Genomic DNA, 20,206 nt, shown 5'->3' with positions numbered 1-20,206 from the left:
TAAATAAACTTTACAATTTTACAAAGAAGCAGTTAACCATTCATCAATCAATTTATAAGTGGTCGTTTTCTTTTTCTCGTTTAGTATTTCATGTCTGAAATCTGGCATTAACTTTAAAGTTAACTGGAAATAACCATGTGCATTATATAGTTCATACACATCTCTTACACCTTCACCATTTTCACCAACTGGGTCAGCTTTTCCACTGACAAATAAAATTGGAATATCTTTTCCTTCACTTATGATTTCTGACTTGTTAACTTTGACACACATGTCCAAAAACTCGATATAGAATGTTGGTGTATATGCATATCCTGATAGTGGATCATTAATATATTTTTCTACTTGTTTCTCATCTGTAGATAACCAATCGAAATCTGTTTCTGGATTCTCCATACCTTTTAAAAGTGGTTTGTTTAACATTTCACTTAAGAATGGCGAGATTTTATTACCTTTGAAAAGTTTGATTGTTTTAGCAATCAGTTTTGGTAAGAATACTTTACCGCTCTTGATGATTGGTAATGTCCCCATGATTATAGCAGCATCAATGTATGTTGCGTATTTTGTTAAATATCTTCTTGCTATAATACTACCCATAGAATGTCCTAGTAATGTATAAGGCACTCCTTTAAACTCATCTTTCAATTGTCTAACGATGTAATGAGCATCATCTATCAAGTATTCAAATCGATCTGCGTCTGTAAATTCACCTACAGAGTAAAACTCTTTGTCTATACTCTCTCCATGTTTTCTATGATCATGAGCAAACACTGCATATCCTTTTTTTGATATCCATTTCATAAAATTCATATAACGTTCTTTATGTTCACCCATTCCGTGAAAGATATGAATGACACCTTTGACTTCTTCTGGGACATACCCTAAAACACTAATTATAACTCCAAATTTTGCTTCTACTTCAAATCTTCTTTCTTCCATAATTCCCTCCTATAAACAAGTCTTGATAGAATCGATGATTCCTTCAAGAATTTGTGGTAATGGCATGTGGTATAAGTTTTTATGCTCTTGTTCACTCATAAGAGGAACGTGGATAAACCCAGCCATTATGTTTAACTTATTTTCATCTATGTAATGTAGTAATCGATACATTATATCGTTACACACGTAAAGTCCTGCGCTATTAGAAATACTACAATCAATTTTCTTTTCATTCATGATTGTAATCATTTCTCTTATTGGTAATGTTGAGAAGTATGCATTGTTACCTTCTTCGATAATAATTTCGTCAATATATACTGTCCCTGAGTTATCAGGATGTGTTGAATCATTTACATTTATAGCTACTCTTTCAGGAGTAATTCCTTTTCTCCCAGCAGCTAGTCCTAAACATATGACAACATCTGGTTTATGAATTTCTATTTCTGTTTTCAATCTAGAAAATGACTCATTGTATAAAACTGGTAGTTCTATAGGAATAATTTTATGACCTTTGATTCCTTTTGGTAATAGTCTTACAATTTCTTGTGTTGGGTTTTCCTGATTGTTTTGAAATGGCTCAAAGCCAGTAACTAAGATATTCATAATACCACCTCTAGTACATTATAACATTTTTTATCTTGTTTAAAAATGTAAAAATAAAAAGACCATTATTGGTCTCTTAATTTATTGACTGAATATCACTTATCGAATGAATTAATGAAATATTATGTACGATATTATTTTTACTTATATCTACTATTTCATTCTCGTTAATATACTTTAATATTCTGTATGGTGTTTCCAGTAAAATGATAATTACTTTTGTAGATTTATCATCCCACCTATATAACATTGAATTTGTTTTTTTATACTTGATTCCATATAGTTTACCCTTAGCTAATTCAATAACCTTAGGGCTATTTATTGTCAATTGATGTGTGTCACTTATTTTAAAAATGAATACGTTATACGTTTCATTTTCAGTTGTTAGAGTGTAATGAAAAGGCTGTTTTCTACTTCTCTTAACTGTCCCTTTACTTTTTAAGTTTTCTAATGCTATTTTCTTTTTCAATTGGTTTCCTTTTTGTCTTGAAACATACCCAGTAGTAAGCCAAGTACAATTCCCAGTAATGCCGCAAAGATTACACGGTATTCAGGGCTAATAATAAATGTTATTGTATGTGCTGGTATCCAAAACAAAGGGATAGTTTTAAATACTACAAACGAAATAAATGCTGGCCAGTTTACCATATTCACTGAATCTAAAATTGATATCTTATTGTTGTTTCCTCTTTGTTCAATGAATGTATCTGTTACTCTGTGAAATGCCATCATCATCGGTCCAAACGTTACGTTCATGATCGTTGATACTAGAATTGCATGTACAAAGATGATATCTGTGTTTGGTAATAAGTTGTTGTCTTGTAAGAACCATACTCCTTGATCAAACAATCCAAACATCATTACTACAAGCATACCAATAATACCCCAAACAATTGCTTTATATAGCATTCCTGTAGGTATACTCCATGCTCTTGTTTTTATTCTTTTTCCAATTATATCTCCTAGACTAGCTAAGAAGAAAAACTTAACAAATCCACCTAGATACTTATAATCGCTTGCGAATGATAAGAAGAAATCTCTAGTAACAATGAACACCAATCCGATTGTTAGTAATACCATTCCAAATGTTATCAAATAGTCTTTTTTCATAGCGTTACCTTTTCCTTATACATTGTTAAAAACTCTTCAACATCTTCACCAATATAATACTCGCCTACAGTTCCATGTTTTGAATCGTTTTTGATTCCGTGGTAATCACTACCACCAGTAATAACCATTCCTCTTTTACTAGCAAAATCTTTGAAGAATGATTCATCAAATTCATCGTTTCTATAATACCTAGCTTCAATTCCATCATAGTTATATGAAAGAACTTGCTCTCTTATTTTTTCTTTAAGTAATACTGGATGTGCTAATACAACAATACAGTTGTTTCTTCTTAGCAATTCAATACCTGCTTCTACTTTGAGTTTACTAGAAGGAACGAATGCTTTTGAATGATCCCCTATAAATTCTTCAAATATATAATTGAATGAATACTCAGGATAGTTTTTATTTATCGCTTTTGCGATATGTGGTCTTGCGATAATACCATCGGAGAAAGATAATACATCATCATATGTTATTTCTATATTGAAATATAATTTTAATTTGGAAATAAATTTTCTTGTACGGTCTTCTCGACTTTTTTTAATGAAAGTATAGTACTCTTTCATTTCTTTATTCTCATAAGATTTATCTGTGAAGTATCCCAAAACATGTACCGATCTATTTTGTTCTAATGTTGATAGTTCAATTCCAGGTATATATGTAATACCCAAACTTTTTGCAAGTTTAAGATTCTCGTCTACATTTCTACATGTATCGTGATCAGTAATACTTATGACATCTAATCCATTTTGTGCTGCCATCTTTAATAATTCTATGTTGGTCTTAATACCATCAGAGAACGTTGTATGTGTGTGTAAATCTGCTTTCATATTATCACTCCAAACCAGTAATATTATATCTTATATATTGATACTTTTAAAGAAAAAAACAAAAGAGTAGATTTTCTCTACTCCAAGTTGTTTTTGTAATAGTTGATTGCTTCTTCTAACGAAGCATTTATACCACCAATTGTCGTAGTAGCGCTACTGTTTCCATCAATACCTAGAAGTACATCATTGGTTAGGTAGAACTCCACACTCTTTGAAGGGAACTGATCTAAGAAACTATCCATTGTTATGAATGATCCCCAGTTTTCTGATTCCTCAACAATGATCAATGAGACGATTTGATTTTGCTCTTTATCAATCAAAACCATAAAATCTACAGTATCCCAACGACCCATAAATTCCATTCTAATCGCATAAAACTTTTCTTCATTTAGATCGTCTTTTCCAACATATATATTCACAATTGTTGTACCTGTGATATCTTCAGATATTGTTGAAAATGAAAGTGACTCTAATATATCTTCCTCAATAAGAGTTAGAATACTTCCAGGAACTTCGATTATTATGTCATCTTCAGGTTCATCTCTGGATCCATTATCTTTGTAAGGATCATCTTTTACACAAGATGCTAATGTAAAAACAAACAGTAAACTTAGTAGTATTAAGCTAATTTTTTTCATAATATCACTCCTATATACTGTTATTTTATCAAAATAGCTTTGATAGGGAAACTAATTTGCTACTTTAAAGAGTTATTTGGTATAATAAAAAAAGAGGTGATTGAATGTTTAACTTATTAGAATGCTCTATAAAAGATATTAAATTTGCTTTCAAGTTCAATGAATTAACGTCAAGGCAACTTGTATTACAATACTTAAAAAGGATTGCCGAAATAGATCAAGGCGACATAAAGTATAACAGTGTCCTTGAAGTTAACCCTGATGCATTATTTGATGCTGAGGTAAAAGACCACGAACGTTCTATTGGAAAAGAAAAAGGAATTTTACATGGAATCCCTGTTTTACTTAAAGATAACATTAATACTTTGGGAAAAATGCATACTACTGCGGGAACAAAAGGATTTGAACATAACTATGCTCCTGATGATGCCTTTATAGTAAAGCGTTTAAAAGAAGAAGGCGCAATAATCCTAGGTAAGGCTAATCTAACCGAACTTGCAAACTTCATGACTCAAAATATGAGAAATGGTTATAGTTCTCTTGGTGGGGAAGTTCTTTGTCCGTTTAATACATCAATAGACCCTTCTGGAAGTAGTTCAGGTAGTGCTGTTAGTGTTTCTTTGAACCTTGCTCCAATCGCAATTGGAACTGAAACTGGTGGAAGTATAATTAGTCCGAGTATGCAAAATGGTGTTGTTGGTATTAAACCAACTATGGGATTATGTAGTAGAACTGGTATTGTACCAATATCTTCTACTTTAGATACTGCTGGACCAATCGCAAAATCTGTTTATGATGCTGCCGTTTTATTAAGTGCGATGCGAGGTAACGATTCACTAGATCTTATCACAAATAAAAAAGAAGATACATTCATTGATTACACAGAATTTCTAAATGATGTAAAACCAAAATCATTGAGAATTGGTATAGATAGAAGTTATTACGATATATTATCAAGTAAAAGGAAAGACGTGTTCAACCATACTCTTGAGTTATTAAAGAAGAACGGTGTCACAATTATTGAAGATTTAGAATTAAAACCTTCTACAAAAATATTTCATGTAATGCTATATGAGTTCAAACAAGTTTTTAATACTTATTTAGCTTCTTTAAAAACAGCGACAAAGATTAAAACATTAAATGAACTTATCCTATTCAATCGTGCAAATGAGAAAGCATGCTTAAAATATGGACAATCGGTTATTGAAGAAGCACAATATAAAACAAGTGGACATTGTAATGAGCTAAAATATATTGAAAGTTTAGAAGAAAGATCAGAATTAAGATCTATGCTTCATAAAACATTTAAAGATAATAATCTTGATGCCATCTACTTTGCCAACTATACTTCACTTGGACCACATTGTGGATATCCCGCAATGACTGTACCTATTGGAATTGCAGAAGATAATATACCTGTGGGTTCATATTTATTAGGTTCTGAATTTGGAGAACCCAGACTACTAAAAGTTGCACAATTATTTGAGAATATAACAAAAGGTAGAATCAATCCATTAAAAAAAGAGGACTAGTAATTCCCTCTTTTTTTTATATCCAAATTGTAATAAAGTATTGAACCAAACCAATGATTGAACCAAGTACTAAACCAATAACTTCAATATGTCTAAGCTCTTTATTCATTAACCCAAATATGATTTTCTCAAATTGTACAAAATCTAGTTGATCGATTCTATCTTTAACCAATGACTTAATATCTAGTTGTTCTTTACCTTGTTCTTTTAGTTTCTCGATCAAATCATCAAACATTTTATCTCCATCTTTTTCAATGAAGTTTTCAATCATTTTATCGATGTTGTCACCCAGAAACATTTTTGCCATTGGTGGAACTGCCTCTGTGATTTTTTCTGTAATTGTAATTATAAGCTTCTCTTTCATTACAAATATGCTATCTTCACTAAGTAGTTTTTCCATAATAGTATCTGTACTTAATAGTTCTTGTTCTATTGTTTCTGCTAAGCTAATAGCCATTTGATTTTTTCTTTTTGGAAAAACTCCTTGAAATGTAAAAAACAATATCTTTACAGGATTGATTGGACGAAACAACATTTTGATTGCCACTTTGTTTGTTATGTAACCAATCATCCCACCTATCATTACCATTAATAATAATTTCAATAAAACCATGTTAACACCTCTTAATTATTGTATTTGTTAGAAAACTAGTAAGTCCTCATCTTTTAAAAATTCTTGTATCTCAAAATGATGTCCTTCTTTATCCTCAAAGAAGAAAGATTGAAGTGGTATCTGTGGAAATTGTGTAATTTCAGAAAGATTCTCTACTTCCATTTTGCTGATTTTTGCGTATGCTTTTGTAACATTTCTTGTAGATAAACTTATCAATGTATCTTCCTTAATATTCATTCTACTTTCTTTTGTTACAATACCTAAATATCCTTTTTCACTTACTTTGTATACTCTTGCAAAGCCCTGATCCATAACCAACTTAAGACCTAGTATATCTTCAAGAAAAGAGATACCATATTTTAAGTTCTCATAGTATATAAATGTAACTAATGATGTATATTCCATAAGTATCCCCCTATATATCTTTTCTTTGTTTTATTTGTTTATAATAGTAGATTCCAAGATCAGTAACAACCATTAGTAGATTGATTGCGTATAGGAATATAACAAAGTCAAAACTATAGATTATCTTATGTGTGATTCCAAAAATATACCCTGATGCAATAACATATAAGAAGATAACACTTTTACCTTCATTTGTTTCTGTTCTTAAACTTTTAAATATTGAAACTGGCCAAGCAGCTCCAAAACATATTAACATAAATATCTCAAAAACACTCATATAATCACCTAATATTTTTCTTGTAAAACTCTAACAAATGAAGCACTGTATTTGTCTAGTTTTACTAAATAGTTTTTACCGTTGAATGTGAAATTTAAATCTCTTCTTAATGCAAGCATTGGATTCTTTATGTCTTTACAATGTATTGATTCTTCTAAATCACCAGTGAAAACAAATTGGCCATTTTTATATGTAAGGGTCACATCTCCAACTAGATTGTTAATCCCGGTTTCAAAATCTGAGTAATAAAGCTTTGCTTTTGATTGAATGGTTGATTTCTTTAGTTCTGATCCAAAGTTTCTTTGATAATTATCCCACTCTACAAGATTATCGAACTTAAACCCTTCGATAAAACCATACTCGTTAATTGCTCCAATAGTTTTACAACTATTACATGTAATTGAGTTTCCTGAAGTTGTAATTGAGTTAATAGAATCACAGTTTGGACAAACATACGTTCCGTTTTCAAACCCTTCTGCGAGTTGTTTTCCTTTGTGCTTTATCATAACATTTCTCTGATATTCATAATCATTATTGTATATAGCCTTTTTCGTTACTTCCTCTATCTCTTCTAGAGACATATTCTTTAAATCTTCTTTTTTAATTGTAATGTGGAAATCCATTTGAGCTCTTCTGTTTTTTCTTTTCCCAGTTGCCCATCTAGGTCTAGATAAGTAACCACCTTTTGTATTTATAGTTACTAAATCTACTTTTAGTTTTTTGATTAATTTATATGTTGATGGCTCTATATAGTTTGTTTCACCATAGAAAGTAGTGTCTCCCTCAGGGAATATTAAAACGGGGTACCCCTTTTTAACTACTTTGAATATTGTCTTCACTGATTGAATATCTGCTTCACCTTTGCTTTTTGGAATTGCGTGAGCTATTTTACCAAGTAAGTATTTGGTTGGTTGTCTAACAAAAAGCACTCTTGATGCAATCGAATATGGTATATTTCTTAATTTTAGCTGAGAATGAATGACATCAAACATAAAAGTATGGTTACCTAATAATACGTAAGGTTCTTTTCTGTTTGGTTTAAATCCATCATGGTAAATATATTTAACCTTAAAGTCAAAAAACATCCAAATTCCAACAAGTATTCTAATCGTGTTTAATCTAAAATCTTTTAGTTTATCTCTCCATGTTCTTTTCATATGACTCTCCTTTAGAAAACTATACAAGTATTTTACTTTAAAACCTCGAAAAATACAATAAGAGGGACAAATAGTCCCTCATTTATTTACGCTCTTTTCCTGTGATATGATCAATTGTGATTTCTACAAGTTGAGTACTCATATATCCTTTTTTAACATACTCTTTTCCCTCTTTAAGAAATGATGAACTATATTTCTTGATGAGTGCCATTAGTATCTCTTGGCTGGGTTCAACTAATTTTGCTTTACCAAATACGATAACACTTTGAAAATCTGTTGTAAACTCTTCTTCAATGATCTCATTTTTAGTGATAACAGCAAGTGAAACAAGTTCATTGTTTTTAATGTTGTCAATCTTGTGACCTGTCAGTGCTGAATGAAAGTAGATTTTTCCATTTAGTACTGCATAGTTCACAGGAACTGTATAAGGATAACCAGTATGTGATATTGTACCAAGTACACCGTCTATTCCTTTTTCTAGGACTTTGAACGTTTCTTCTTTTGATAATTCTTTTTTATATCTTCTCATTTTTGGAAACATAATATCACCTCAAGAGTATTATAACAAAAAAACCTGTTAAACAGGTTTATTTTTTTTTGAATATATAGAATGCTGCTCCAAAGATAACTGCATATCCAATGAGTGACATTGGATGCGGAATCTCCCCAAGGAACATCATACCAAGTAATGCTGCAAAAACAACATTAGTATAGTTAAAGATAGAAATCTCATTTGCAGGTGCAAATCTGTAAGCCAGTGTTGTTCCAAATTGTCCTACAGTTGCTGATATTCCAGCTAAGAACAGAAATACTATTTGTGTTCCATTCATTGGAGCGTTATTAAATAGTAGTACGTATGGTAGCAAAACAATCACACTAAATGACGAGAAGAACAATACAACTGTATAATATTCTTCCTTCTTTCCTAAAACGCGTAGAACTGTATATGCAGCTCCTGCAAACATAGCAGCGGTGATGCTTGTTATATAGGGTAATATTTCTATATTGAATGTTGGTCTAATAATGAGTAGTGATCCAAGAAAAGCTAGTAGTATAGCTATAAACTGATATGTCTTTATTTTTTCTTTTAAAAACAATGCACTAAACATTATCAAGAAAAACGTTGATAATTTGTTTAACATGTTAGCATCTGATAGGTCTAGTTCAGTTATTGAATAGAAGTAAAGCAACATACCTACTGTTCCAAATGAACTTCTAAGAACAAGCCATTTGAAGTTTTCTTTACTTCCGTAAAAACTTGATTTCTTATAGAAGATTATTGTAAATGCAACAATGACTGAAATCCCGTTTCTGAAAAGTACCATTTGAGCAACTGGAATTGGGTCTCCTGATTGCTTAACAAATTTAATAAACAAACTCATAAATGCAAATCCGAATGCAGCAATAATTAAGAAGAAAATACCTTTTGTTTGATTGGATCTATTTGTCATATTTTTTTGCGATTTCTACTAATAGTTCAGCACCTTCAATAATAAAGTCTGAACAACCAGTAATCTCATCTCTTTTTGTTCCGATTAAGATGTTACATTGTTTAGAGCCAAATCTAGAGTTAAACTCCGATTTATACTCCAAAACAGCATCTCGTAAGATAGTACTTGTATGAGAAACACCTTCAGTAAATAGAATACCTAAAACTGCTATTGCACCTGTCATAATACCACAAGCTTCCCCCTCATACATTCCACCACTAAAAGGTGCCATCATCTTAAATGCAGAGTCATTTAACTTAAGATCGTAATAGTCATTAGAAGCCTTAAGAATTGTTTCACTACAACTAAGATCATATTTATTTTTATCTCTATATTTCAATATTAATTCTTTCATATTATCACCGTCTAAAATTATATCACATCAATGAAAACAAACAAGTTAATTGTTTGTATCATTTCGTAGAATAATCTATAATAAAACTATAGTAGGAGGTGCCTTATGGAAATTAAAAAAGGTAATAACCGTTTTTACATAGGTGAAAGCGAACAAAACGATATTGCAAGAGTTACATGGACTGTGGGAAATGGAAATCTAATTGTTTTAACTCACACATTTGTATCCCCGGAACTAAGAGGGCAATCTATAGCTTCGAAATTAATGAATAAAGTTGTAGAATTTGCTAGATCAGAAAACCTAAAAATAAAACCAGTATGTTCATACGCTGTTGCGAAACTTACAAGGACAGATGAATATGCAGATATTCTATATAATGAATAATGGAATTCATATATAAACTAATATTAGTTGATAGATTGTTTGTGGCAGAAAACTGGACCGAAGAAGATGGAAAACACGCTGATGACCATTACTACAATTTACTGAAACTACAAGAAGAAAACAAACTTATTCTTGCAGGGAAAACAGCGGGTCTAGATACAGATACTTATGGTATAGTGATTTTTAAGGCGAATAGTCTCGAAGAAGCCAATTCAATCATGGAAAATGATCCAGCTGTTAAGAATGGAATTATGAAAGGTTATCTACAAGAGTATAATGTTGCATTGTTCAATAATAAATACACAAATAAAAAAGACGGCTAAGCCGTCTTTTTATATTTGATCTTTAAATCCTTCTCTAACTACTTTAAATGTCCCTTTGTTTACATCTACATCGTAGATGCTAAAATTATCATCGATATCAAAAGAATTTGTTCTAGTAGCAAAGTTTAGAGAAGCGCTCCCTCTTTCTTTGCTTTCCACTCGATGAAAAACACCCGGTGGCCAAACCAACATAGCAGGTTCATCTGAAACTACTTGATCATTGTGTATTACTGTACTTGGTGTAACTATAAACTTTTCGATTTTACCATGCCTTACGTTGTAAAGATCAACGTGTCTTTCGCCATGTAAAACAATTAGGTTGTCAAATTGACCAGTATGCATGTACCAAGGCTTTTCTACTCCATTAATACTTCCTGGAGATACTGCACTACTCTCATGAATCACGCGATCCACACCGGAAACATTATTGAAAATCTCATCTGGCAAGATATCAAATCTAACACCTTTTGTTTCCCTAAATTTCTTTAATTTTACAATTTTAAATAGTCCGTCTACTTCTTTAATGACAGAGGCTTCCATGAATATCACTCCCTTATACTGTGATTGTATAATTTATAATAAATATAATCAAATAAAAAGCAATCATTTTGATTGCTTTTTTCCTAATTCGAGAATATTCATTATTTTACTCATAACATGATCGTAACCTGTACCCTTTTGATGAGTTACTGTACACTCACTACAATCTTTTGTACCATCTTCTAGAAATGTTGGATTACCTCCACATTCATCTACTAGTGCATATAGTGGGCAGTAACAAAATAGACAGTTTAATTCGTCCTCTTTCATCTCATGGCAAGGAAAGAACTCACATGCTTTATTTTGTACAAACTTGTAATTATGACCCATTGTTTACTCCACCTCTTTTGAAGCCTTGAATGAAAGTTTTTTCTTCAAAGTTTTTGAATCTAATGATTGAACATAGTATAGAATATTGAAAAATAGAAATGCGCCAATACCACCTAGAATTAGATAATATGGATATGGGGGTAAGAAATCTCCAAATATTCTTGGTTTCTGACCTATAAATAAATAATTTCTATCATATAAGTTATTAAAGATATTTGCTATTGGCATTAATGCTAAGATTAGAACTGATGTAAGATAAATACTTTTTCTATCAACTCTATATCCGTAAGCTTTATAGTAGAAAATTGGTACCATCATAATATTTATATGCATGATTGGGAATAAGTAATACCTAACATTGAAATAAGTATATCCTAATGTATCAGGGATTAATAAAGCCATTAATCCTCCAGTGATTCCAATCAAGAATAGTATCTGAAATGCTTTCTTTGAATCAGTTAATAGTATGTAAACCGATAAGAATGCTCCGAAACTACATAAATGCATCGGTATACTAAACATACCATGTATCCAATAATGAATGTGATAAATGATTTCAAGACTGATTACCCAAATGGCAAACCCAATTTTGATTTTATTGAAATGCTTTGAGTCCTTAATATGAACTGCATATTTTAAAGTTAATACAATTGTAAGTAATGCAAGAAATACTAAAACTCCATGTTGCCAAGTGAATGGTTTCATTGCTAAATCAAAATTTGTTTCCTGAGAAAAGAATGTTTCTAAACTCATAAAATCACCTCATTATAATGTATTATAAACTATTACGTATATTAAATAAATAAAAAACATCAACAAAAGTTGATGTTTATCTTCTAAGTTTTGTAAATGTTTGAGTTCCGTTTTTGTAAACAGGTGTGTTGATCCCTTGAATAAGCGGCATAACGTAGTTCAAGAACTCTTCATTTAGTCCGTTTCCTGTTTCATTTATCATACTTTGAGGTATAGTTTTTTCTATATTTGCAATCTCATTTAAAGGATGTGCACCATACTTAATACTATACTCTTCTTTATTCTCTCTAGTCATCGTTACCATTAAGTCTGTTTTACCAGCAGTTGCAAATTTTACAGCTTGTCTTCCAACTTCAATTGCTTCTTCAACATCTGTTAAAGATTGAATATGTGCTGCTGCTCTTTGAATTGATCCTAGTTCGATTCTTCTTGATGATATTCTCATTTCATTATTAACTATTGCTGCTAATTTTGAACTTACTCCACCTAGTTGAACATGCCCAAATGCATCTTTCAATGCTGATGCACTACTTACTAGAACACCTTCTTCATTTAATAGACCTTCACTTACAGCAATCAAACATTGTTGTTTCTCACCATAAATTCTTCTAACATCTTGTTTGAATCTTTCGACACTAAATGGAACCTCTGGTAAATAAATTAAATCTGGTCCATATCCTTCAGTTGAAGCAATGTGTGAAGCTGCAGTTAACCAACCTGCATGTCTCCCCATTATCTCAACAATTGTAACTTTACCTTTTGGGTAAGCATACATATCTGCATTGATTTCCATCATTGTGTTTGCAATGTATTTTGCAGCACTACCATAACCAGGTGTATGATCGATATGAGGTAAATCATTATCAATTGTTTTAGGTACACCAATTACTCGTACTTCATAATCTACTCTTCTCATGTACTCTGCAATTTTGTGTGCAGTATCCATTGAGTCATTTCCTCCATTATATAAGAAATAACGAATATTATATTTCTGAAAAATATATAACAGTCTTATATAATCAGTTTCATCTTCATTTAGCTCAGGCATTTTATAACGTACACTACCAAACGCACTACCTGGTGTGTGTTTTAATAATTCTATTTGTTCTTGATCTTGTTTTGAAGCATAGTAGAAATCTTCATTCAACGCACCTTGAATACCATGACGCATAACCAATACATCATCAATGATGTCTTGATGTTTCATAGCTTCGGTAATTATACCATATGCACTTGAATTAATTACACTAGTTGGACCTCCTGATTGCCCATATAACAGGTTTCCTTTTAACTTTTTCATTATATCACTCCCTAATTTCTTCAATATTTATAATATCATATATTAGTATCAGAAGTTACTGAAATATATTTCTTTGTTCACATTGTATAAAAAAAAGTGCATAAATGCACTTTTATAATTTAAAAGATTCCACTTTGTCTTTGCAAATACAAATTGCATCGACACCTAATAACTTAATATCGGGTGCTAAGAAACCATCTTTGACTTCTTCTTTCTTTAATAAATCTGTAGATAAGTATTTTTTTGAGTCATCACTGAATACTGTGACAACAGACTTATTTGTTCCATATTTGTTTTGCGCCATAACAGCTCCAATAAAGTTAGCTCCACTACTAATTCCTACACCAAGTCCTAACTCACTTGCAAGTTTCTGGGTCATAATTACTGAATCACCATCATCTACTTGTATAATCTCATCTAAATATTCAAGGTCTACAAGATCAGGAATAAACTCATCACTAATTCCTTGAATTCTGTGTTTACCAACCTTGCAACCAGTTGACATCGTAGGTGAGTTTGAAGGTTCTAAAGGAAATATCAATGTATCTTTATTATATTCTCTTAGTTTCTTACCAACACCCATTACAGTACCACCAGTTCCTACACCCGCTACAAACATATCCGGTATTAAACCCATCTTTTCCATCTGAGCCAGAATTTCTGGAGCAGTAGTTGAATAGTGGGCATCTGAGTTATATGTATTAGAGAATTGTTGTGGTCTAAACCCACCTATCTCTTTGGCAAACAAATCCGCTTTTTCAATACTACCGATGAACCCGCCTTCTTCTTTTGAAACCTCATGAAGTATTGCACCATACTTTTTAATAATACCTTTACGTTCTGTGCTCATCCAATCTGGCATAAAGATATGAACTTCGTGACCGTTCAGTGCTCCAAGAGCAGCGAATGCGATACCAGTGTTCCCAGAAGTAGCTTCTACAATTGGTTGTCCTTTTTTTAAAATTCCTGATTTATAAGATTCATTTATTATATGTCTAGCCATACGATCCTTAATACTTCCTGTCAGGCTAAAATACTCAGCTTTTGCAAATAATTCTCTCTCTTCTCCCTTATAACTATATTTAATATATAGTAATGGGCTGTTACCAATCATATTTATCATAATGATCCCCCTAAGATAGTTTATGTAAGCGTTTTATCATTTATACTTTATCATCATTTTTTTATTCTTACAATATATATTTAGTTTAATTTATAAACTATTTAATTTATGCCAAAACAAACTATCAAATGAGAAGCCTAGGCTAAATCTTTATTGTAGAGTAACGGGTACGATATCACAATATGACAACAGTGTCATAAATCACTTGACATATCATTCCGAGTATAATACACTATAAGTGACAAGGGTGTCATATGGGAGGTGACTATATGCCAAAACAAACGTTCCACAATTTAGAACAAGAAAAGAAAGACAGAATATATGAAGCTTCTATAAACGAGTTTGCTCGTACTAGATATGATAGTTGTAAACTATCTAACATCATTAAAGAAGCTGGAATTCCAAGAGGTAGTTTCTATCAGTATTTCGAGGATAAATTTGATCTATATATATATGTATTTGATCAGATAGCAATCAAGAAAATGACATATCTAGGAGATATTATTGCAAAGATGCATGAGATGAATTTCTTTGATTTATGGGAAGAACTATATAGTAACGGTGCTAAATTTGGACTAGAAAATCCAAAATTAATAGATATCACAAAACTTCTTTTATCATCAAAGGACGACATCTATGATAAGTTAATGGGTAAAAATTTAAAGTTAGCTGAAGACTATTATGTTTCAATGATAGAGATAAATAAAAAGAACGGTTTAATTAGACCTTCAGTAGATAGTGTTACTTTGGCGAAAATGGTAATTGAAACAACAACAAATGTCGCTGTTGATAACTTGGTGAAAGACCAGGATCTAAAAGAAACACTTAAAGATATGCAAGATCAAATAAAGAAAAGAATAGATATTTTCAGGAAAGGTATAGAAACAGGTGAATAATATGTTCAAAGTAGAAAACTTAGCGTTTAAATATCCAAAGAATGAACAGGACGTTATTAACGGTGTGAACTTTGAGATCAAAGAGGGCGAAATCTTTGGATTCCTTGGTCCAAGTGGTGCAGGTAAAAGTACAACACAAAAGATTCTGATTAAAATTTTAGAGGATTACAGAGGTACAATCTATTACAATGGTAAAGATATCCAGGAATATAGTAACGAATTTTATGAAGAGATTGGTGTAAGCTTCGAAATGCCGATTCACTTTAGTAAAATGACGGCAATGGAAAACATTGAATTCTTCCTAAAATTATACAAGAACAACGCAGACATTGAAGAGTTAATGACTAGAGTTGGACTATGGGAAGATAGAGATAAAATGGTTGGTGAATATAGTAAAGGTATGAAGATACGCTTAAACATCGTTAGAGCATTATTAAACAAACCTAAGATGTTATTCCTAGATGAACCAACAAATGGTTTAGACCCTAAAAATGCTATGATTCTAAAAGATATGATTCGTGAATTCAAAGCACAAGGTGGAACTGTATTTATAACATCTCATATCATGAGTGATATTGATCAGTTATGTGACAATGTTGCATTCATAGTTGATGGACAAATCATCGAGATGGATTCACCAAGAAACTTAAAAATCAAATACGGTAAACGTAGTATGACACTAGAATATAAAGAAAATAATAAAACTGAAGTTGTTGAGTTTCCACTTGATGGAATTGGACAGAATGAAGAATTTATAAACCTTTTACAAACAAAAGAAATTGAAACGTTACATAGTGGAGAAACAACACTAGAAGATATCTTTATTAAAGTAACAGGAGTTGCGTTAAGAGATGAACAGTAGACTTTGGATACTTGTAAAAGGTGAATTAAGCAGATTAAATAAATATGGTGTATTTTCAATAAGTATACTTGTTGCAGTTATCTGGGCTGTAGTGCTATTCTTACTAGATGAAGGTATTTTAGGTACTATACTTCCATTTGTATTACTACTAGATGCTACGATGATGAGTGTTATGTATATTGGTGCAGAAATGCATTTTGAAAAGACAGAATCAACTATTAGTACTATGTTAGTTACTCCCGTAACTAATGGAGAAATGGTATTAAGCAAAGTACTAGGAAATACAATTCATAACCTAGCTTCTTCGTTACTAATTATCATAGTGTTTTTTGGAGCAGGTAAACTGGGTTATATTGGTGATCTAGGGATAAACATTTTTATTGTAGTGTTTGGAATACTATTAGCCACATCAACATTTACCATCTTAGGTTTGATCCTAAGTTATTATCAAAAAGATTTCACAGAGATGTTAGTAACAATGTTTGTACTGGTAATATTTTTAATGTTACCATCAGTGTTATTAATGTTTGGTGTGATAAATGGAGAGTTTTGGGAAAATATTATGCTTGTTAATCCATTAGAGGCAGCGCAGCAAGTAATAACCGCTGGGTTCCCTGATAGTGAAACTGGAGAAATTGTTCTAAGCTACAAATATTTCATAAGTTTAGGATATATGTTGTTTGGTGGATTGTTTTTATACTTCTTTGTTGCAGTTCCAAGATTCCAAGATTATGCCGTTAGGCAGAGTGGAGTGTAAATTATGTTAGGTACAATAATTAAATCTGAATTTAAGACTATGTTTAGAGATAAGATGTATACATTTTTCGCAATATATCCATTTATATTTGGTACTCTTGGATATTTCTTAGTTAAATGGTTTGAAAGTAAAGAAGGATTTGGAATGGCGGCAAATATTACAGCAATGATGTTAATACTATTAACAGGATATGTTTTTGGAGCGTTAATCGCCTTCACTTTACTTGATGACAAAGATGACAAAGTCCTGATGAGCTTAAAGATTACACCAATTAATGTTAAACATTACATTTATGTAAAAATATTTGCAGGTATGATTTTTGCTTTTATCTCTACATTGGTTGTAATTCTTGCAACCGGATTCTTATCAGATACTAGTCCTCTTACAATCCTATTCGTTGCAATTCTAGGAGCAGTTCAAGTACCTAGTGTTGTCTTGATTGTTAACTCATTTAGTGATAACAAGGTAGAAGGATTTGTAGTAATGAAACTATCTGGACTTGTACTAATGTTTCCTGTAGCAGCGTTCTTAATGTCTGCTGGTTGGAGTGAATATGCACTTGGTATTGCCCCAGGTTTCTGGGCAGGTAGAATAGTAGAATTAGAATTGCTAGGTACTAAAGAGGGTAGCGCAATACTTGTATTTGTTGTAGGGGTTCTATACAACTTACTAGCTACTTGGTTGTTAATGAAAGTTTATACAAAAAGATCAAATATATAGGAGGGTAACATGGAAATTTTAAGTATTATATTAATTATTTATGGAGTATTTTGTATTTTTATCGGTTTATTGAAACCACCTATGATTTGGAATATGAAGAAACTTCAAATCATGCAAAAGATGTTTCGTGGTTCAAAAGGGTTACAAATCTTCATACTTGTTTGGGGAGTTATTGCCTTAACAATAGGTTTGTTAATCAGATAACAAAAAAAAGAGTTCATTTGAACTCTTTTTTATTTAGTTTGTTTTAACAAATTCGAAATAATTGATGTTCCAACCTTCTGATTCAGCTTTAATCTTGAACTCGTAAGTTCCTGGACTAAGGTTAAATAAACTGCTGTGTGCATCTTGCCAGTTTTGCCAACCGCCAGTTGCACTAAATGTTGCAGTACCAATTTCAGAACCATCTTTATATATTGTAAACTCTCCACCAAGTGCCTCACTTGCTACACGTGCTTTGATTTGATACTGGCCAGATTCCAATACTTCAATTACATAAGTCATATAATCATTAGTATCTATGTATCCAACGTTTAATCCACCACCTGCGTCACTAGTGCTTTCTGTTTGAACACCAGACATTGATACATACATTTCTGCTTCAATCTTATCTAACACTGTTGGTGTACTTGGTGCATCAATAACCAATGTTTGTGGTAATCCTTTGTTTCCGGCAAAATCTACAGGGATTACTTTAATTGTTTGTGTCTCTGTAATTCCAGCTGGAATTATACTTGCATTATGTGTCGCATTCTCATGAAGAACATCATTCACATATACTTCGTAGTGTTGAATCATTACATCATCATTTGCAACATCCCAAGCAATAAATGATTGACTTGCATTTTGATTTAAGTTTCTAATATTAGTAACTGGATCTGGATTTTCAGTATCCATTCCAGCGTAATCTTTTTGATATACTCTAACATAGTCTACTTCAAACTTCATATGATCTAAGCTTTCATCAATACCTGTTGCTCCACCCCAATTACCACCAAATGCTAAGTTGATGATTAAATGGAAATCTTTATCGAAAGACCAAGCTTCCCAAGGTGCAACATTTGAAGAATCATCTGGATCATAAGATACTGTATAGAATAATATTCCATCTACATAGAATCTAATTACATTTGGTTCCCATTCCATTTCATAAACATGAAACTCATCTTCCATACCTTGAACTGTTCTAGATTTACCAACTTGAGTTCCAATACTATGATTGAACGCTCCTGTATGAATAGTTGAATGCAGTACGTCTTTACCATACCCAACGTATTCCATTACATCAATTTCTCCACTATCTGGCCATCCACCATATTCCCAATCTGTAGGTAGTAACCATATTGCAGGCCATGTACCTTTTCCACCTGGAACTTTAGCTCGTACTTGAACTTTACCATAAAGCCATTCAGCTTTGTTTTTTGTGATTAATCGAGCTGACGAGTATTCTCTGCCACCTATATTTTCCTTAAATGCTTCAATTGTTAAATAACCATTATCAACATATGCGTTATCAATGTCTGAACCTGTGTAATATTGTAGTTCGTTATTACCCCAACCATGTCCACCAACATCATAACCCCATTTTGTATTATCAGGTAATCCTTCATAATTAAACTCATCACACCATACTGGTTGCCATTCACCAATATTATCAAGTGCTGAGCAATCATCATTTACAATATCTCTACCTTCATAATCATCGTATCCTAAATCATTGTAGTCCGGTCCTAATAATTCAGGGAATTCCGGTGCTACATAATTTGGATCAACAACACAAATGTTGTCTAATACCATTTCATTAACAGCACAATCGTCCTCTGTTACTTCTTCAACGCATCCACCATTTTCTTCAAAATAACCAGGCGCACAATTAACTGGATCCGTACCTGGATCTGGCACATCTCTACCAGGTGTGTTTATACCATCACAAGCTGCTAGCGAAAATACCAATAAAAATGCTAACAGCAAAGAAATTATTTTTCTCATAATATCATCCTCTTTTTATATATTTTCCAGTTAAATTATATCATACTTTAACGTTTTAGTTAAGTATATGTTGTGAAATTGCGAGATGATAAACTATAAAATATCGAGTTATACGTCATATGTGAATTTTAGCATTGACTTTACGTCTTCATTACTGTAATATACCCTTATACGTATATAAGTATGGAGGTTAGTTATGAACAACTTAACGAGCTTATTCAAAGTTTTAAGCGATGAAACAAGATTGAGGATCATTCATTTACTTAATAATCATGATTTA

At 31.8% G+C, this 20,206-nt stretch carries 27 protein-coding genes; 8 read left to right on the top strand and 19 right to left on the bottom strand.

Translation table 11 applies throughout. The features are described from left to right. Nucleotides 1–18: 18 nt before the first annotated feature. The 6 genes from AC2LE6_RS03730 to AC2LE6_RS03705 all read right to left on the bottom strand — a co-directional run bounded on the left by AC2LE6_RS03730 (nt 19) and on the right by AC2LE6_RS03705 (nt 4,120). On the bottom strand, nt 19–939 hold the full coding sequence (locus AC2LE6_RS03730; protein WP_484477908.1) for an alpha/beta fold hydrolase: 921 nt from the start codon (nt 937–939) through the stop codon (nt 19–21). Between the two features lie 9 nt (nt 940–948). Beyond that, on the bottom strand, nt 949–1,542 hold the full coding sequence (locus AC2LE6_RS03725; protein WP_484477907.1) for a pyroglutamyl-peptidase I: 594 nt from the start codon (nt 1,540–1,542) through the stop codon (nt 949–951). Between the two features lie 76 nt (nt 1,543–1,618). Further along, complete coding sequence (locus AC2LE6_RS03720; RefSeq protein ID WP_484477906.1) at nt 1,619–2,011, bottom strand: hypothetical protein; 393 nt, start codon at nt 2,009–2,011, stop codon at nt 1,619–1,621. After that, nucleotides 2,008–2,652 (bottom strand): hypothetical protein, encoded by a 645-nt coding sequence (locus AC2LE6_RS03715; RefSeq protein WP_484477905.1) that lies wholly within the window; start codon nt 2,650–2,652, stop codon nt 2,008–2,010. The genes AC2LE6_RS03720 and AC2LE6_RS03715 overlap by 4 nt, the downstream gene beginning before the upstream one ends. Continuing rightward, a complete protein-coding gene (locus tag AC2LE6_RS03710; protein WP_484477904.1) occupies nt 2,649–3,482 on the bottom strand; it encodes a PHP domain-containing protein in 834 nt (277 codons plus the stop codon). Before AC2LE6_RS03710 ends, AC2LE6_RS03715 begins: the two co-directional genes overlap by 4 nt. A gap of 77 nt (nt 3,483–3,559) precedes the next feature. Beyond that, nucleotides 3,560–4,120: a hypothetical protein gene (locus AC2LE6_RS03705; protein WP_484477903.1), complete on the bottom strand. Its 561-nt coding sequence runs from the start codon at nt 4,118–4,120 to the stop codon at nt 3,560–3,562. Nucleotides 4,121–4,224: 104 nt separating this feature from the next. Here AC2LE6_RS03705 and AC2LE6_RS03700 point away from each other — a divergent pair, with 104 nt between their 5' ends. Continuing rightward, nucleotides 4,225–5,652 (top strand): amidase family protein, encoded by a 1,428-nt coding sequence (locus AC2LE6_RS03700; protein WP_484477902.1) that lies wholly within the window; start codon nt 4,225–4,227, stop codon nt 5,650–5,652. 16 nt (nt 5,653–5,668) lie between these two features. Here AC2LE6_RS03700 and AC2LE6_RS03695 read toward each other — a convergent pair whose 3' ends face one another. The 7 genes from AC2LE6_RS03695 to AC2LE6_RS03665 form a co-directional block, all read right to left on the bottom strand. Next, nucleotides 5,669–6,265, bottom strand: a complete 597-nt coding sequence (locus AC2LE6_RS03695; protein WP_484477901.1) for a DUF445 domain-containing protein — start codon at nt 6,263–6,265, stop codon at nt 5,669–5,671. A 27-nt stretch (nt 6,266–6,292) separates the two neighbouring features. After that, nucleotides 6,293–6,670, bottom strand: a complete 378-nt coding sequence (locus tag AC2LE6_RS03690) for a VOC family protein (protein ID WP_484477900.1) — start codon at nt 6,668–6,670, stop codon at nt 6,293–6,295. 10 nt (nt 6,671–6,680) lie between these two features. After that, complete coding sequence (locus AC2LE6_RS03685; RefSeq protein WP_484477899.1) at nt 6,681–6,947, bottom strand: hypothetical protein; 267 nt, start codon at nt 6,945–6,947, stop codon at nt 6,681–6,683. 8 nt (nt 6,948–6,955) lie between these two features. After that, nucleotides 6,956–8,104, bottom strand: a complete 1,149-nt coding sequence (locus AC2LE6_RS03680; protein WP_484477898.1) for a lysophospholipid acyltransferase family protein — start codon at nt 8,102–8,104, stop codon at nt 6,956–6,958. Nucleotides 8,105–8,186: 82 nt separating this feature from the next. Beyond that, on the bottom strand, nt 8,187–8,645 hold the full coding sequence (locus AC2LE6_RS03675; RefSeq protein WP_484477897.1) for a pyridoxamine 5'-phosphate oxidase family protein: 459 nt from the start codon (nt 8,643–8,645) through the stop codon (nt 8,187–8,189). Between the two features lie 46 nt (nt 8,646–8,691). After that, entirely contained in the window at nt 8,692–9,555 is an 864-nt protein-coding gene (locus AC2LE6_RS03670) for a DMT family transporter (protein ID WP_484477896.1), read from the bottom strand. After that, the gene (locus AC2LE6_RS03665; protein WP_484477895.1) at nt 9,545–9,949 is read right to left on the bottom strand and encodes a C-GCAxxG-C-C family protein; all 405 of its coding nucleotides are present in this window, start codon (nt 9,947–9,949) and stop codon (nt 9,545–9,547) included. Before AC2LE6_RS03665 ends, AC2LE6_RS03670 begins: the two co-directional genes overlap by 11 nt. Nucleotides 9,950–10,054: 105 nt before the next feature. Between AC2LE6_RS03665 and AC2LE6_RS03660 the strand changes: the two genes are divergently transcribed. Next, nucleotides 10,055–10,333, top strand: coding sequence for a GNAT family N-acetyltransferase (locus AC2LE6_RS03660; protein WP_484477894.1), 279 nt, complete (start codon nt 10,055–10,057; stop codon nt 10,331–10,333). Continuing rightward, a complete protein-coding gene (locus AC2LE6_RS03655; RefSeq protein WP_484477893.1) occupies nt 10,333–10,656 on the top strand; it encodes a YciI family protein in 324 nt (107 codons plus the stop codon). Before AC2LE6_RS03660 ends, AC2LE6_RS03655 begins: the two co-directional genes overlap by 1 nt. A gap of 9 nt (nt 10,657–10,665) precedes the next feature. Here AC2LE6_RS03655 and AC2LE6_RS03650 read toward each other — a convergent pair whose 3' ends face one another. The 5 genes from AC2LE6_RS03650 to AC2LE6_RS03630 all read right to left on the bottom strand — a co-directional run bounded on the left by AC2LE6_RS03650 (nt 10,666) and on the right by AC2LE6_RS03630 (nt 14,702). Beyond that, nucleotides 10,666–11,196, bottom strand: a complete 531-nt coding sequence (locus AC2LE6_RS03650) for a hypothetical protein (protein ID WP_484477892.1) — start codon at nt 11,194–11,196, stop codon at nt 10,666–10,668. Between the two features lie 63 nt (nt 11,197–11,259). Next, nucleotides 11,260–11,526 carry a cysteine-rich small domain-containing protein gene (locus tag AC2LE6_RS03645; protein ID WP_484477891.1) on the bottom strand — a complete coding sequence of 89 codons (267 nt, stop codon included), beginning with the start codon at nt 11,524–11,526 and terminating at the stop codon, nt 11,260–11,262. Between the two features lie 3 nt (nt 11,527–11,529). Then, nucleotides 11,530–12,279, bottom strand: a complete 750-nt coding sequence (locus AC2LE6_RS03640) for a TMEM164-related integral membrane acyltransferase (protein ID WP_484477890.1) — start codon at nt 12,277–12,279, stop codon at nt 11,530–11,532. Nucleotides 12,280–12,355: 76 nt separating this feature from the next. Then, the gene (locus AC2LE6_RS03635) at nt 12,356–13,579 is read right to left on the bottom strand and encodes a 6-phosphofructokinase (RefSeq protein ID WP_484477889.1); all 1,224 of its coding nucleotides are present in this window, start codon (nt 13,577–13,579) and stop codon (nt 12,356–12,358) included. 112 nt (nt 13,580–13,691) lie between these two features. After that, nucleotides 13,692–14,702: a PLP-dependent cysteine synthase family protein gene (locus AC2LE6_RS03630; RefSeq protein ID WP_484477888.1), complete on the bottom strand. Its 1,011-nt coding sequence runs from the start codon at nt 14,700–14,702 to the stop codon at nt 13,692–13,694. Nucleotides 14,703–14,971: 269 nt separating this feature from the next. On the opposite strand from AC2LE6_RS03630, the gene AC2LE6_RS03625 reads away from it, so the two are divergent. Genes AC2LE6_RS03625 through AC2LE6_RS03605 form a run of 5 tightly spaced genes read left to right on the top strand, consistent with a single transcriptional unit; the run spans nt 14,972 to nt 18,141 of the window. Then, nucleotides 14,972–15,598 carry a TetR/AcrR family transcriptional regulator gene (locus AC2LE6_RS03625; protein WP_484477887.1) on the top strand — a complete coding sequence of 209 codons (627 nt, stop codon included), beginning with the start codon at nt 14,972–14,974 and terminating at the stop codon, nt 15,596–15,598. A gap of 1 nt (nt 15,599) precedes the next feature. Beyond that, complete coding sequence (locus AC2LE6_RS03620) at nt 15,600–16,460, top strand: ABC transporter ATP-binding protein (RefSeq protein ID WP_484477886.1); 861 nt, start codon at nt 15,600–15,602, stop codon at nt 16,458–16,460. Then, nucleotides 16,450–17,217: an ABC transporter permease gene (locus AC2LE6_RS03615; protein WP_484477885.1), complete on the top strand. Its 768-nt coding sequence runs from the start codon at nt 16,450–16,452 to the stop codon at nt 17,215–17,217. Before AC2LE6_RS03620 ends, AC2LE6_RS03615 begins: the two co-directional genes overlap by 11 nt. Before the next feature lie 3 nt (nt 17,218–17,220). Then, nucleotides 17,221–17,937 carry a hypothetical protein gene (locus AC2LE6_RS03610; RefSeq protein WP_484477884.1) on the top strand — a complete coding sequence of 239 codons (717 nt, stop codon included), beginning with the start codon at nt 17,221–17,223 and terminating at the stop codon, nt 17,935–17,937. Nucleotides 17,938–17,946: 9 nt separating this feature from the next. Then, nucleotides 17,947–18,141, top strand: a complete 195-nt coding sequence (locus AC2LE6_RS03605) for a hypothetical protein (protein ID WP_484477883.1) — start codon at nt 17,947–17,949, stop codon at nt 18,139–18,141. 33 nt (nt 18,142–18,174) lie between these two features. Here AC2LE6_RS03605 and AC2LE6_RS03600 read toward each other — a convergent pair whose 3' ends face one another. Then, nucleotides 18,175–19,926: a carbohydrate-binding protein gene (locus tag AC2LE6_RS03600; protein ID WP_484477882.1), complete on the bottom strand. Its 1,752-nt coding sequence runs from the start codon at nt 19,924–19,926 to the stop codon at nt 18,175–18,177. Nucleotides 19,927–20,206 lie beyond the last annotated feature (280 nt).

This window comes from Candidatus Izemoplasma sp., assembly GCF_982632705.1.
Note: the sequence above shows the minus strand (reverse complement) of the source record. Positions and strands in the feature narration are given on the sequence as shown.